Below are 13,713 nucleotides of genomic sequence, written 5' to 3' on the forward strand. Positions count from 1 at the left end.
AACCTGCTAATATTCTTGGCTATTCTTTAATATTCAGCTTCTTATCTCTGCATGAATTACCAAGAATCTAATCTCACTTTAAAAAAGGAAGCATTAAGATGAGTACATTAGGTCAGCAATTAAAGCAGCTAAGAAATAATAAAAAATTGAGCCAACCTGAATTTGCCCAGCAAGCGGGTATAGAGCAGAGTTATTTATCCAAGCTTGAAAACGATAAATCAATTCCCTCCAATGAAATATTTAGAGCTTTATTGATAGCATTAGATCTTTCAATTGATGAGTTTATGAAGCCACTAGTATCGAGTCACGATAAAGTTAGACTGATGCAAATACCCGATGTAGAGCTGTGGTATAAAAGTAAAGCAGTAAAGAGCTCAGCCACACAGCGTAAGGTTATTTATCTCGCAATGTTTTTAATATCTATTGGTTGTGCATTGTTTTATACAGGACATAAAAACTATGTGTTCAATGAGCGCTTTTACGAATATAAATCACAAGGTGTGATCAAAACAGGTGAACCTCTGAATGTTTTTACTCATTGGAGCAATTATATTATTGAGTCGAATCGAGAAAAAAGAGATGAGAAAAATCGGGAAATGCTGGCCAGAAGGGTACCAAGTTTTAAGTTAATGGATGAGTATGTCGGTGAATCATTTGTTGAAGAGGTTGAGGGAGGTAAACGTGTTTATACTGCAAATGAGCTTTCGCGGACTATGCCACATGCAGGCAATAGTTGGTTTGAGTTTTTAGGTATTTTTGCTGCTGTATTTGGTTTGGCGCTCGCTTTACTGGAACCTAGATTAACCAAGCAATAAAAAGCCTGCGTACATGAAAACGCAGCAGGCTTTAATATAAATTGGCTTACAATTACCCTTGTGGGCCAAAGCGTTCTTTCAAGTAAGTATCTAAAAAGTTTAGGTAGGCGTTGGAGGCGCTGATACGGTTTTCTTTTTTGCTAAAACCGTGGCCTTCATCATCAAATAATACATACTCTACTGGCACACCATTAGCTTTAACCGCAGCAACCAACTCATCGCTTTCAATTTGTAATACGCGTGGATCATTAGCACCTTGAATAACCATTAAAGGCTTAGTGATGTTATCGGCATGAAATAGCGGTGAAATAGCACGGTGACGTTCACCATCGGTGGCAGGATCGCCCATTTCATCGTATAACGCCTTTTTAAAGCTTTCCCACCATGGTGGAATTGAGTTCAGTGTGCGTACCCAGTTAGTCACACCAAAAATATTGATACCTACTTTGAACTCTTCCGGTTCAAAGGCAAGCGCGGCTGCGGTCATAAAGCCGCCGTAGCTACCACCCATGATGCCGATTTTATCTGCATCGACCCAATCTAGGCTTTGTAAGTGTTTTTTACCGTAGACAATATCTTGTAGATCATCGGTGCCATGTTTTTTATCGTCTAAATGGAAAAATGTTTTACCATAGCCTGAGCTACCGCGGTTATTGACGGCAAAAATAGCATAGCCATGATTAACTAAATGTTGCTGCATTGCGCTATAACCAGTTCGGCTTTGCCCACCTGGGCCGCCATGCACCCAAATAAGTGCAGGTACTTTATTGGTGCTGCTGGCTTGTTTTGGTTTGTATAATACGCCCGGTATTTCTAAATCATCAAAACTTTTAAAGCGCACAATGGTGCTCTCTACTAAGTCGTTTTGATCTATATCTTCACTTAATGTGTTGGTAAGTTGCTTGGCTTCATTACTGCCAACTTGCCAAACAAATAAGTTGCTTGGTGAGGTATCTGAATTTAAATAAAACGCCATGGTTTTCTCATCGCTTGAGAAATTCACACCACGTAGATTTCCCGCAGGTAATTTAGGCATGGCAATTTCATCCGCTGTTTGCGTGTCTTTTACTGTGACCTTTGTGCTGGCATCAGCATTTACACCGCTTACTTGGTAACGCCCAGATTTAGAAAAGTAAATAAAGCTAACGTCCCAATCATCTTTTAATGCTGGGCTGTGCTTGCCTGTGGCGAGCTCATATTGCCACACCTCTGAAAACTCTCCTTTAGCGTCTGTTGAGTAGTATAAATATTTGCTGTCTACAGAGAAGGTCTCAGGCGTATATTGTGCTGGTGTATCGTGTTTTGAAATTAATTGCGGCTTGAGGGTTTTCTTATAGGTATCAAGAATAAACGTATCGCTGTCTTTATTGGTATTATTTTTAGACAGTGCAATGTAGCGTCCATCGGGGCTAATTGCGCCCACATCTAGTCCTTGTGTGTTTTGATAAACGGGCGTGACTTTATAGGTTTTGCTATCTACACGATACAAGTCCATAAATTTGGCATCGCGTTGATTACTGGTAATAAAAAACTGACTGCCATCTTTAGTAAAGCCTGCAAAACTCGCGCGGGTTTCTTCCCCTGGAGTTAAATCTTTGATTGAACCATCAACTTCACGCACATAAACATGGTAGCGCTCATTACCGCCTGAGTCCTTGGTAAATAGTACACGCTCATCATTTGGGAAATAGCGAATAGGGTAGGTGCTGTCTTCAAAATTGGTTAGGCGCGTTTTGCTACCTGTTTTTATGTCAACTTCATATAAGCTGTAAATACCGCTTTCATCGCTACTAACTAGAACTTTATCGCCAGTCGGGGAAAAGCTACTGCCCATGATAGATGTTGTATCAAAAAAGGTTTTAGCGTTATAGGTTTTTACTTGTTGTTTTTGCTCAGTTGCCACAGGGGTAGAGGCTGAATTATTAGATTGACTGCAACCTGTTAATGCAATTGATACTGCACAGGTAATACAAGCAAATTTGAGGGCTTTTTTCATAGATACATTCCTTGGATTATAATCATAGACTTTTAGTGTTAACCGAACGTTTTTTAAACGCAAGTAATTAGCCTATTCGAACTGCAATAAAGTGTTACAAACCATGTAGCCCACGAAAATAGAAAACCAGTTATAATTCACTTTCAAAATCAGGGAGTATTTATGATAGAAGTCATTGGGTTACATAAACAGTTTGCTGAAAACATATTGTACAGTGGCTATAGTGTGCAGTTTTGTGCACCTAAAATATGCATTGAAGCGCCTAATGGCCAAGGTAAAACAACGTTGTTGATGATGTTGGCTGAGCTCGAAACGCGCCAAAGTGGGCAGATTTTATTTTCTAAAAAAGCATTAACCGAACCGCATAAACAAGTTGCTATAGCCTCAGACTGTATTGCTTTACCTGACTTTCTTACGGCAAAGCAAATTATTAACTTGTCCGTGAATACGCTGGATTGTGATTGGCCAACGACAATAATAGATGGGTTTAATTTCAATGAATTTTTAAATACTCGTTTTGATGCGCTGTCGTCAGGTAATCAAAAGAAATGCCAGTTAATTTTAGCGCTTATGCGTGATGCACCTTATTTACTTCTAGACGAACCCAGCGCAGCACTTGATCAAGCCAGTATTCAGTATTTATTAGTACTGCTTGATGAATATCTAATAGATAAGCCAAATGGGAAAATAGTCATCACCTGCCATGAACCAGCGCCATTTATTGAGCGTGGCTTTGAGTGTATACCGTTATGATTGCAAACTTAAAACAATCAATCGGGCAATATCGCTCTTTTATGGATTATCGTTATCAGGCTTACAAAACTGAACTCACGCAATTATTGTTGCAACTTAAAAACTTTGGCTTGTTATTTCTAGTGGTACTTGGCTCTGCCATGCTTGGTATGATTTTACTGTTGTTTTTAGGGCTGGGAAAAATTATCGATAGCAGCGATGCACCGCAGTATGGTGCACAGATGGCTTGGCTGTATTTGCTGTTGCAAAGTGTCATGTTGAGCGCAATGAAATCTGCTATAAAAAACAGCGCTCAACGTGCCTTTCAACAAACATTGGTGAAGCGATATTGGCTTGGTTTTATGGATATAAAGCTTTTACTTTTAAGCAATGGGTGGTTGATTGCGAGCCTCATTATCGCGATTGATCTTAGTGTGAGTCAGTGGCTTAGAGTGCCGCATTTCTGGTTGTTTTTACTATTGCAATTTGTGCTCGGCATTTTATGTTTATACAAGCCAATAGCGCTGGTTTATGGTTTTTTGTTATCCGCAATTTGGGCAACGTTACCGCTTGATGTCAGTCCATTGCTTTATCATAGCGGCTTTGTTCTGTTATTTGCGCTAAGTACCTTGATGGTCCCTTTTAATGCTACAGCTAAGCTAAAGTTGAATTCACTTACAGGCTTTTGGCTGTTATTTTTTATGCATAATAGCTGGGCTTTGATATGGCGAGGAGCTTTATTACTATGTGTATTTATGGCATCCAAGGTGTTGTTACAAGAGCGCGCTGATTTAGCTGCTATATTCAGTATTTTGTCACTTGCCTTTGTGGTGTTATTTAGTAGCTCACTACAATTTGATTGTCGTCACCTATATCAGCAGTACAGTGTGTTTTTTAACATGCAGAATAAGCAAACAGCATTCTTTGTTAGCTTATTTATTCCTAGCTTAATTGTATTATTACTCGCACTGGTTGGTTTTGTGGTTTTATTTAAGCAAGCAAATTGCTTATTGCTAGTAATAGGGGTTGTTTGGTGTTTACTACAACAGGCCTTAGCGCAAAAAAAACCAGCGCATTATGCGCTGGTTTGGATGGTTATAACAGGTGTGTTGCTTAGCTTTTATTAGTAAAGTTAAGCAGCATCTGCCTTTTTAGCTTTAGCTTTGCTATTACGAGCTGCTTTGCCAGCAAGTAAATCTGCAGGGTCAAAGTCATCAACATTAATCACGTCTAGACGATCTTTTTCTACTGCAGCGAGCTTATCGGCTTCTGCTTGGCTTAAAATACCCGCTTCTAAACCCATTTGCGCCACTTTATCAAGCTGGAAGAATGGCAGCTTTACGCCTTTCTCTTTACATACACGCTCAAACAATGGCTCTACTTCTAGAACGTCTTTAAGCGTTTGCTCTTGACGGCCTACAAGGTTAAGCGGTTCGTTTGTAAGGTATACATAGCTTGCTAAACGATTACGTGTTTCGCTAGGAACTTGTAACAACTGCGCTAGTTTGTGCTCAAGTTTGTCGGTAGGTTTACGAACCGGACGACCAAACGGGAATAACAATACTTTTAAAACACCACGTAGTGGAGCCGACGGCATGTTATTGATTAAATCAGCAAGTGCACGCTGGCAGTGGTAAAGGTGATCCTGACAGCTCCATTGAACCAATGCAAAATCTTCTTTTTTACGGCCTTCGTCGTTGTAACGTTTTAGCGTTGCAGATACTAAGTAAAGGTAACTTAATAAGTCGCCTAAACGTGCTGAAATACGTTCTTTACGTTTAAGAGATCCACCAAATACCGCCATGCTAATGTCTGACATAAGTGCAAGTGATGCACTAAAGCGAGACGCAATACGGTAAAACTCTGCAGTTTCGTCTTTGTATGGCACGCTAGTAAAGCGAGCGCCAGTAAGCGCAAGCCACTTAGTACGTACAAGGTTAGACATGGTAAAGCCAATGTGACCCATTAGCGCTTTATCAAATACGTTAAGCGCTTCTTCGCGGTCTTCAATTTCACACGCACCTAGCTCGGTAAGTACAAATGGATGACAACGAATTGCACCTTGACCATAAATAATCATATTACGGGTCAAGATGTTTGCACCTTCAACGGTAATGGCAATAGGTGCACCTTGATAGCCACGACCCAAATAGTTATTTGGCCCAAGCATGATCCCTTTACCGCCTAGCACGTCCATTGCATGAATGGTTGAATCGCGCATTTGCTCGGTAAGGTGGTACTTAATAATCGCCGACACAACTGATGGTTTCTCGCCTAAATCAACTGCGCCTGTAGACATGCTTACTGCAGCGTCTGAGCTGTAAGCATAACCGGCAAGCTTCGCCATTGATTCTTCAACCCCTTCCATTTTACCAATAGGTAAGCGGAATTGACGACGAATACGGCTATAAGCACCGGTTGCTACTGCAATCATTTTAATGCCACCGGCTGAATTTGACGGCAACGTAATAGCACGACCAACCGATAAACATTCAACTAGCATGCGCCAGCCTTGACCAGCCATTTCTGGACCGCCAATAATGTAATCAAGTGGTACAAAAATATCTTTACCGCGAGTAGGGCCATTTTGGAACGGCACATTAAGCGGGAAGTGGCGACGACCAATTTCTACCCCAGGGGTATCTGTTGGGATAAGTGCACAGGTAATACCTGGCTCTTTAACGTCGCTTAATAATCCATCAGGATCTTGTAACTTAAATGCTAGACCAAGTACCGTAGCTACAGGCGCAAGTGTTATGTAACGTTTGTTCCATGTAAGGCTTACACCAACTACTTCTTCGCCATTCCATTGCCCTTTACACACTACACCGTAGTCTGGAATTGAGCTTGCATCAGAACCCGCCTCTGGCGAGGTAAGTGCAAAACATGGAATTTCTTGACCGCTTGCTAAACGCGGTAAGTAATGATTTTTTTGGTCTTCAGTACCATAGTGCTGTAATAGCTCACCTGGGCCTAACGAGTTAGGTACACCAACAATTGACGAAAGCAATGTTGATTTACTGGTTAGTTTTTGCAGTACACACGATTGTGCAAATGCAGAGAATTCTAAGCCGCCGTATTCCTTTTTAATGATCATGGCAAAGAACTTGTTATCTTTTAGATATTGCCATACATCCTGAGGTAAATCAGTCAGCTCATGCGTAGCTTCCCAATCGTCCAGCATACTACATACAACTTCAACAGGGCCGTCGATAAATGCCTGCTCTTCAATAGTAAGTTTTGGAACTGGATACTGGTGAAGCTTTTTCCAATCTGGATTACCACAAAATAAATCCGCTTCCCACCACGTAGTACCCGCATCGATTGCTGACTTTTCGGTGTCAGACATACTCGGTGTTACTTTTTTAAAGATGGTGAAAATAGGTTTGATAATGTATTGCTGGCGAATACCAGTAACTGAAAGAGGCACTGCGATGATTAAAAAGATCACCCAGCTAATTAAACCAAAAGCACCAGCAAAGGTACCAATTAATAATGTTGCGGCAGAAACACCAAGTGCTGTGTTCCAACTCGCTCTGTGGTAAAGCGCAATGCTGAGCAGTGCGATTAAACCAAGTGTAAATATGAGTGTCATTGCTAATTCCTTAATAGAGGTCAGACCACCTCGTTTAGAGTAGCGCTAGTAACGCTAAGTTTCAAGTACATTACTTAGATTAAAGTGTAGTTATCGGTACGATTATTACAATGCGTTGTATGTTATACGAACAGTTTGGCTGTAATCGTTTATTTTGGCTTATCATAAAAAAATATAAGCATTAAAAAAATCAATTAATCTAGTAGTAATATAAGTTTAATTAAGTAAATATACTTATGATGATCAGTGTACGCTTATTAAAAATAGAACGATATTCTATGTTTAGCTTTTTAAAGGTTTATTTATTTTATGTGTGAATTACTTGGCATGTCAGCCAATGTGCCAACGGATATTTGTTTTAGTTTTTCAGGGTTGTTGGAGCGTGGTGGGAATACTGGCCCGCATAAAGACGGCTGGGGTATTACTTTTTATGAAGGTAAAGGTTGCAGAACCTTTAAAGATCCAGAGCCAAGTTACCAGTCAGAAATAGCAAAGCTGGTAAAAGCGTACCCAATTAAAAGCGTATCGGTAATTAGTCATATTCGCCAAGGGAATCGTGGTCGGGTGTGTCTTGAAAACACTCATCCGTTTACCCGAGAGTTGTGGGGGCGCGAAATAACCTATGCACACAATGGGCAGCTTTCAAATTATCACGATTTAAAACCAGAGTATTATCGACCTGTGGGAAACACCGACAGTGAACTCGCTTTTTGTTGGTTACTTGAAAAAATTCGCGAAAAATACCCAAAGCGTCCAAGTAATATGGCGTCGGTTTTTAGATATGCCGCCAAGCTTTCGCATACGCTACGTGAAAAGGGCGTATTTAATATGTTATTGACCGATGGTGTATTTGTTTTAGCGTATTGTACTAATAACTTACATTATATAACGCGCCGTGCACCATTTGGTAAAGCTACATTGATTGATGCTGACATGGTGGTCGACTTTCAACAAGAAACCACACCAAACGATGTAGTAACGGTTATAGCAACAAGGCCTTTGACGAATGATGAGCGCTGGCAAAAAATGCAGCCAGGAGAGTTTGCGTTATTTAAAATGGGTGAATTAATGTAGGTTGGTAGAGTAAAACGAAACCCAACTTAAAGTTTCAAATCTAAGTATTAAAATGAAAAGCCCAAGTTATGGTCGTCACACTTGGGCCTTTTACCTTGTAAGCAATTTATTCAGGTGTTATTTCGTTTTTCACTTCTGCAGGTAAAGCAGGTGGGTTGATCACGGTAAACGATTTCATTTGCACTTCAAACTGCTCCACACCTTTTTCACCCTTCCACATGCGCACTAGCATGTAATCCATTTCTGGGGCAAACCAGGCTAAAGCTTGGCGTTTATCGTTATCGTATAAGCGTTTAACTTTCACTGCTTCTACATTACCTATAGGCAGAGAAATCATTTCGGTTTCTACCACTTCAAAGTCGTAGTCACGGCAATTACCTTTTTTATCAACCAACGGAAACGAGAAGTTGGTTTTGCCTTTTTTAAGACCTTCACGAACTTGTACTTGATAAGAAATACCATCTTGGAAGTTATCATGCCATTGGCATTTTAACGGGTAATCGCTGGTGTTACTGGTAACAGTTTTGGTTAGACGGTCAAAGTTAATTTCATACTTTTTGTCAGGCCCAGTGCCTGTGCGGATCATCGTGTAATCAATAGGCTCTACTTTTTCATTCATAAAGCTAAAAGTTGATGACTCTTGACGTGAGTCAGAGAAAATCATCCATTCAATATCGCTGTGGTAAGTGACTTGGTAGTTATTATTATCGAGTTTTTTTAGTTCACGCTCGGCTTTGCCATGATTAGTGCCTTTGCGCAAAATATCATAACTAGCTTGGTACTGGGTTAACTCGCCTGCAATCAGGCTGGTAGGAAGTAATAAAGTGCCCGCACATAGTAGCCAAGCACTTAATTTTTTATTTTGGGTAGTGCGCGCCGTGTGCAGGAAGTTGTTTTTCGTCAAGAACTGCATAATCTGCTTCCATCGTAAGTCGTTGTTCACTGAACCACTTGACCACCAAAGGATAAATTATGTGCTCTTGCGCATGCACACGTTTAGCGAGCGTGTCTGCTGTATCGTTTGCTAATACAGGCACTTTAGCTTGAAGAATAACGGGTCCGCCATCTAATTCTTCAGTTACAAAGTGAACACTAACGCCGTGAACGTCGTCTTTTGCATCAATTGCTCTTTGGTGGGTATTCAGCCCCTGGTACTTAGGCAACAAAGATGGATGAATGTTCAACATTTTTCCAACATATTTTTGCACTAAGCTAGGAGTTAGAATACGCATAAACCCAGCTAATACAACTAGATTTGGTTCAAAAGAGTCAATTATATGCATTAACTGGGCATCGTAAGCTTCGCGTGAGTCAAACTCTTTATGACTAAGTACTTGCGTAGCAATGCCTACACTTTTTGCACGCTCTAACCCATATGCGTCTGCTTTATTACTAATAACAGCCGCAATATGAGCGTTTATCTCGCCGCTTTCACAGGCATCAATAATGGCTTGTAAATTTGAGCCACTGCCTGAGATTAAAACTACTAGACGAGTGGGTGCCATTACGCAGCACCACCTACAATTTCAACTTGCTCTTCGCCCGCAACCGCATCTTGAATTTCGCCAAGGTGCCATGCGTTTTCGCCAAGATCTTTTAAAATGTTTATGCTGTTATCAAGTTGATCTGCAGGTACAACTAACACCATACCTACGCCACAGTTGAATGTGCGGTACATTTCGTGAGTGGTAATATTGCCATTTTCTTGCAACCAACTAAATACAGTAGGCCACTGCCAGCTATCACCTTTAACAACCGCTTTAGCAGATTCAGGTAATACACGAGGGATATTTTCCCAAAAACCGCCACCAGTAATATGCGAAAGCGCATGCACATCTACTTGCTTAAACAACTCAAGTAATGGCTTAACGTAAATGCGTGTTGGTTCTAAAAGGTGCTCACCTAAGGTTTTGCCATCAATCACTTGGTTAGTATCAGCGTTAGAGACTTCTAATACTTTACGAATTAGTGAGAAACCGTTTGAGTGTGGACCACTAGAAGCAAGCGCAATTAGCTGATCGCCTGCGGCTACTTTAGTGCCATCAATAATTTTTGATTTTTCTACCACACCGGTACAAAAGCCTGCCATGTCGTAGTCTTCACCATCATACATACCTGGCATTTCAGCTGTTTCGCCACCAATTAGGGCACAACCTGAAATTTCACAACCTTTACCAATACCGGTTACTACGTCGGCTGCTGTGTCTACATCTAGTTTACCCGTTGCATAGTAATCTAGAAAAAACAGGGGTTCAGCGCCTTGTACTATTAAATCATTTACACACATCGCAACTAAGTCGATACCTACAGTATCGTGCTTTTTAAGGTCAATTGCTAAACGTAACTTAGTGCCAACACCGTCAGTGCCTGCTACAAGTACGGGTTGCTTATAACCTTCAGGAATTTCGCAAAGTGCGCCAAAACCACCAATTCCGCCCATCACTTCAGGACGACGAGTTTTTTTAACTACGCCTTTAATACGCTCAACAAGTGCATTACCAGCGTCGATATCTACGCCCGCGTCTTTATAGCTTAGAGACTGTTTTTGTTCGCTCACAGGTTTTCCTCAAAATAGTTGTTTTGATGCTTACTTAGAAACGCGCGTATTTTACAACAATTGCAAGGGCGCGGCTAGTTGAAATCTGGATTTGATTTTAAAGACAAGGACACTTGTCCGCTAGTTGCTGTATTAGTAACCAAAAAAAGCGCCCAATGGCGCTTTTTAACATGAAAATAAAAGTTAATACTACAAATTAGGCTTTTGCTGTGAGTATTGCTCTAAGTGGAGCAGGGTAGCCTTCAATGGTTTTACTGGTGTCAGTGGGGTCTAAAAAGTCAACTAAAGATTCGTTTTCCATCCAGTCAGTTTTACGCTGCTCGTCGAGCGTTGTAATAGCACAATCTTTAATTTTCACATCTTTAAAGCCAACACGTTCCATCCACAGCTTTAGTGCCGCAGTGCTTGGAATAAACCATACATTACGCATTTTTGCGTAGCGGTCGGTCGGTACTAAAACGGTGTTTTCATCGCCTTCAATAACTAAAGTTTCAAGTACTAGCTCACCACCAGGGCGAAGCTGTGCCTTTAATTGCGCTAAAAAGTCGATAGGTGAGCGACGGTGATAAAGTACTCCCATCGAAAATACCGTATCAAATGCTTTAAGCTCTGGTAGGGCTTCTACACCTAATGGCAATAAATGCACGTTTTCATCAGGGTTAAAGTGTTTAATTGCCTGAAACTGACATAAAAATAAGTCAGATGGGTCAATACCCACCACAAACTGAGCACCTTCACCGCGCATACGCCATAGGTGATATCCCGAGCCACAACCAATATCTAATACAGTACGGCCTTTTAATGGCTCAATATGCGGTAGGAGTCGATCCCATTTCCAGTCACTGCGCCATTCTGTATTAATGTCGATACCGTGCACATTAAATGGACCTTTTCGCCAAGGCATCATTCGTTTTAATAAATGCGTGGTTTGCTTTTTTTCGCCTTCAGTCATTTCGCCAGGCGCGCCTATTGCTACTTTGCTGACAATATCAACTTGGTTTGTTGATACCTCAGGTAAGTTTTTTAGTACTTTTTGCCATTGAGGCAAATCGCCATGGCTAGCCTCTTGTTGCCAATGCTTTAATTGCGCAGGCAAGGTTTCTAGCCAGTGGCTAAGTGGGCTTTGTGCAATAGCAGCGTAAAATTGGTTAAACCATGCAGACATGTGTCACTCTCTAAATTATTTAATTGCTACCATTGAGCAAAAATTAAAACATTGATACCACACTTGCGTTTGGCTAAAACCAATGTCGCTTAAACGTTGTGTATGTGTGCTAAGTGTATCGGGGCGCATTACGTTTTCAATGGCGGTTCGCTTTTGGCTTATTTCCAGCTCAGAGTAGCCATTATGACGTTTAAAGTCGTGGTGCAAGTCAATCAGTAAGTTATCGCATTGCTCGTTTTCGGCTTTAATTTTTTCACTTAATAGCAAAACGCCACCGGGTTTTAAATTAGCGTATATTTTTTCAAGTACCGCTTTGCGCTGCACTGGTGGAATAAACTGCAGGGTGAAATTCATCGCTACTACTGAGGCATTTTGAATATCAAGCTCGTTAATATCACCTAAAGTAACAGTTACAGGAACGTCTGATCTAAACCCCTGTAAATGTACCTTACAACGCTCCACCATGGCTTGTGAGTTATCTACAGCAATAATATGACAGCTATCAGTTTGAATATTACGGCGCATACTTAGGGTAACCGCCCCTAACGAGCAGCCTAGGTCATACAAATTTGAATTTGGCTGAGCATACTCGCCCGCTAATTTTCCCATGGTACTTACTATGGTGGCGTAACCGGGGACCGAGCGTTGGATCATGTCGGGAAATACTTCAACCACGTTTTGATCAAAACTAAAGTCTTTTACTTGTTGCTCAGAGGCATAAATACTGTCTTTTATACTCACGAAGGCAGTCTCTTTGAAAATAATAGTGCTATTTTAACATTTTATGCTGGATAGTCAGTGATAAATTCAGTAGCTTGACTAGAATTATGAAGAATAAGTATAAAAGAGATTATTAAATGAGCAAAAGTAAGGTTATTAGTACCGACGATATATTAGCAACATTATGCCACTCAGTAACGGGTGTACTTTCATCAGCCAGCGGCAACGAGATCAGCTATTCAGCCATGGTGCAAAAAATCACCCGCACATGTATGCGACCAGACATAGGTTGTTTTGTTTTATTTGACGGGGGCTTTACCGGCTTAGTTGTTACCAACTTTACGGCGCAAGCGGCGATGGAAATTTATGGCGATTACATGCGTAATATGGGCATGCCAGAAGACGAAATCGCGCATAGTCACTTATCTGATGACGTTTCAAACGTGATGGGTGAGTTGATGAACCAAATAGTGGGAGACTTCACGTCAAAAGTGCGTGAACAGCTGCATACCTCTATTACCCAAAACCAGCCAAAAATGATGGCTATTAATAAGCAAGTGCAAATATCGGTTGATACCACTATGGATCGCCCGCAAGCTCGCCGTGTAACGTTTACGACTCGCAATCAAAATATCTTCTATTTAGAATTAGCGATGGATAAAACAGAGTTTATTAAACTTCACGATTTTGACATTGTAGAAGCTGTAGACCCAGACGACATTATCGCAAACGAAGCCAAGCAAAAAGCGGATAAAGAAAAAGCAAAACAGCCAAAGCAAGATGATAGCGACGACGACTTTATGGCCGAATTAGGGCTTTAACGTTTTAAGTAGGTTGGGTTGAGTGAAACGAAATCTAACGAGCTAGCTGTCAGTTTGTAGCTATCAGTAAATTATAAAAAACGCGATTTAGTATCGCGTTTTTTATTAACGAGGGCTTTCATTATGAACTCGTGTGTCATTGAATTTTGGCTGACCGCTGACCGCTGACCGCTGACCGCTGACCGCTGACCGCTGACCGCTGACCGCTGACCGCTGACCGCTGACCGCTGACCGCTGA

General features: G+C 41.1%; 12 protein-coding genes. 5 read left to right on the plus strand and 7 right to left on the minus strand.

The window, feature by feature from the left end; all coding sequences use genetic code 11:
- The first annotated feature begins 98 nt into the window (after positions 1–98).
- A complete protein-coding gene (locus AN392_RS02810; RefSeq protein WP_055011756.1) occupies positions 99–815 on the plus strand; it encodes a helix-turn-helix domain-containing protein in 717 nt (238 codons plus the stop codon).
- Between the two features lie 52 nt (positions 816–867).
- On the opposite strand, the gene AN392_RS02815 is transcribed toward AN392_RS02810, so the two are convergent.
- Entirely contained in the window at positions 868–2,811 is a 1,944-nt protein-coding gene (locus tag AN392_RS02815; protein WP_055011757.1) for a S9 family peptidase, read from the minus strand.
- A gap of 162 nt (positions 2,812–2,973) precedes the next feature.
- Here AN392_RS02815 and AN392_RS02820 point away from each other — a divergent pair, with 162 nt between their 5' ends.
- Together AN392_RS02820 and AN392_RS02825 are read left to right on the plus strand one after the other, a co-directional pair.
- Positions 2,974–3,564 carry an ATP-binding cassette domain-containing protein gene (locus AN392_RS02820; protein WP_055011758.1) on the plus strand — a complete coding sequence of 197 codons (591 nt, stop codon included), beginning with the start codon at positions 2,974–2,976 and terminating at the stop codon, positions 3,562–3,564.
- Positions 3,561–4,670: a DUF6136 family protein gene (locus AN392_RS02825; protein ID WP_055011759.1), complete on the plus strand. Its 1,110-nt coding sequence runs from the start codon at positions 3,561–3,563 to the stop codon at positions 4,668–4,670. The genes AN392_RS02820 and AN392_RS02825 overlap by 4 nt, the downstream gene beginning before the upstream one ends.
- A gap of 5 nt (positions 4,671–4,675) precedes the next feature.
- Here AN392_RS02825 and fadE read toward each other — a convergent pair whose 3' ends face one another.
- Positions 4,676–7,138: an acyl-CoA dehydrogenase FadE gene (gene fadE, locus AN392_RS02830; protein ID WP_010391432.1), complete on the minus strand. Its 2,463-nt coding sequence runs from the start codon at positions 7,136–7,138 to the stop codon at positions 4,676–4,678.
- 309 nt (positions 7,139–7,447) lie between these two features.
- Between fadE and AN392_RS02835 the strand changes: the two genes are divergently transcribed.
- The gene (locus AN392_RS02835; protein WP_055011760.1) at positions 7,448–8,212 is read left to right on the plus strand and encodes a class II glutamine amidotransferase; all 765 of its coding nucleotides are present in this window, start codon (positions 7,448–7,450) and stop codon (positions 8,210–8,212) included.
- Between the two features lie 106 nt (positions 8,213–8,318).
- Here AN392_RS02835 and AN392_RS02840 read toward each other — a convergent pair whose 3' ends face one another.
- From AN392_RS02840 to cmoA, 5 genes are all read right to left on the minus strand, one after another.
- Positions 8,319–9,116, minus strand: a complete 798-nt coding sequence (locus AN392_RS02840) for a DUF3108 domain-containing protein (RefSeq protein ID WP_235575564.1) — start codon at positions 9,114–9,116, stop codon at positions 8,319–8,321.
- On the minus strand, positions 9,070–9,717 hold the full coding sequence (gene purN, locus AN392_RS02845; protein ID WP_054202175.1) for a phosphoribosylglycinamide formyltransferase: 648 nt from the start codon (positions 9,715–9,717) through the stop codon (positions 9,070–9,072). The genes AN392_RS02840 and purN overlap by 47 nt, the downstream gene beginning before the upstream one ends.
- On the minus strand, positions 9,717–10,769 hold the full coding sequence (purM, locus tag AN392_RS02850; RefSeq protein WP_055011761.1) for a phosphoribosylformylglycinamidine cyclo-ligase: 1,053 nt from the start codon (positions 10,767–10,769) through the stop codon (positions 9,717–9,719). The genes purN and purM overlap by 1 nt, the downstream gene beginning before the upstream one ends.
- A gap of 196 nt (positions 10,770–10,965) precedes the next feature.
- Positions 10,966–11,934, minus strand: a complete 969-nt coding sequence (gene cmoB, locus AN392_RS02855; RefSeq protein ID WP_055011762.1) for a tRNA 5-methoxyuridine(34)/uridine 5-oxyacetic acid(34) synthase CmoB — start codon at positions 11,932–11,934, stop codon at positions 10,966–10,968.
- 15 nt (positions 11,935–11,949) lie between these two features.
- Positions 11,950–12,675 (minus strand): carboxy-S-adenosyl-L-methionine synthase CmoA, encoded by a 726-nt coding sequence (gene cmoA / locus AN392_RS02860; RefSeq protein ID WP_055011763.1) that lies wholly within the window; start codon positions 12,673–12,675, stop codon positions 11,950–11,952.
- A gap of 116 nt (positions 12,676–12,791) precedes the next feature.
- Between cmoA and AN392_RS02865 the strand changes: the two genes are divergently transcribed.
- Entirely contained in the window at positions 12,792–13,475 is a 684-nt protein-coding gene (locus tag AN392_RS02865; protein WP_010391441.1) for a DUF3334 family protein, read from the plus strand.
- Positions 13,476–13,713 lie beyond the last annotated feature (238 nt).

Source organism: Pseudoalteromonas sp. P1-16-1b, assembly GCF_001401785.1.
In the GTDB taxonomy this organism is placed as follows: Bacteria; Pseudomonadota; Gammaproteobacteria; order Enterobacterales; family Alteromonadaceae; genus Pseudoalteromonas; species Pseudoalteromonas undina.

Coding starts and splice junctions, on each gene's coding strand:
- AN392_RS02810 (WP_055011756.1), top strand. CDS start 99: ATGAGTACATTAGGTCAGCAATTAAAGCAGCTAAGAAATAATAAAAAA.
- AN392_RS02815 (WP_055011757.1), bottom strand. CDS start 2,811: ATGAAAAAAGCCCTCAAATTTGCTTGTATTACCTGTGCAGTATCAATT.
- AN392_RS02820 (WP_055011758.1), top strand. CDS start 2,974: ATGATAGAAGTCATTGGGTTACATAAACAGTTTGCTGAAAACATATTG.
- AN392_RS02825 (WP_055011759.1), top strand. CDS start 3,561: ATGATTGCAAACTTAAAACAATCAATCGGGCAATATCGCTCTTTTATG.
- fadE (WP_010391432.1), bottom strand. CDS start 7,138: ATGACACTCATATTTACACTTGGTTTAATCGCACTGCTCAGCATTGCG.
- AN392_RS02835 (WP_055011760.1), top strand. CDS start 7,448: ATGTGTGAATTACTTGGCATGTCAGCCAATGTGCCAACGGATATTTGT.
- purN (WP_054202175.1), bottom strand. CDS start 9,717: ATGGCACCCACTCGTCTAGTAGTTTTAATCTCAGGCAGTGGCTCAAAT.
- cmoB (WP_055011762.1), bottom strand. CDS start 11,934: ATGTCTGCATGGTTTAACCAATTTTACGCTGCTATTGCACAAAGCCCA.
- AN392_RS02865 (WP_010391441.1), top strand. CDS start 12,792: ATGAGCAAAAGTAAGGTTATTAGTACCGACGATATATTAGCAACATTA.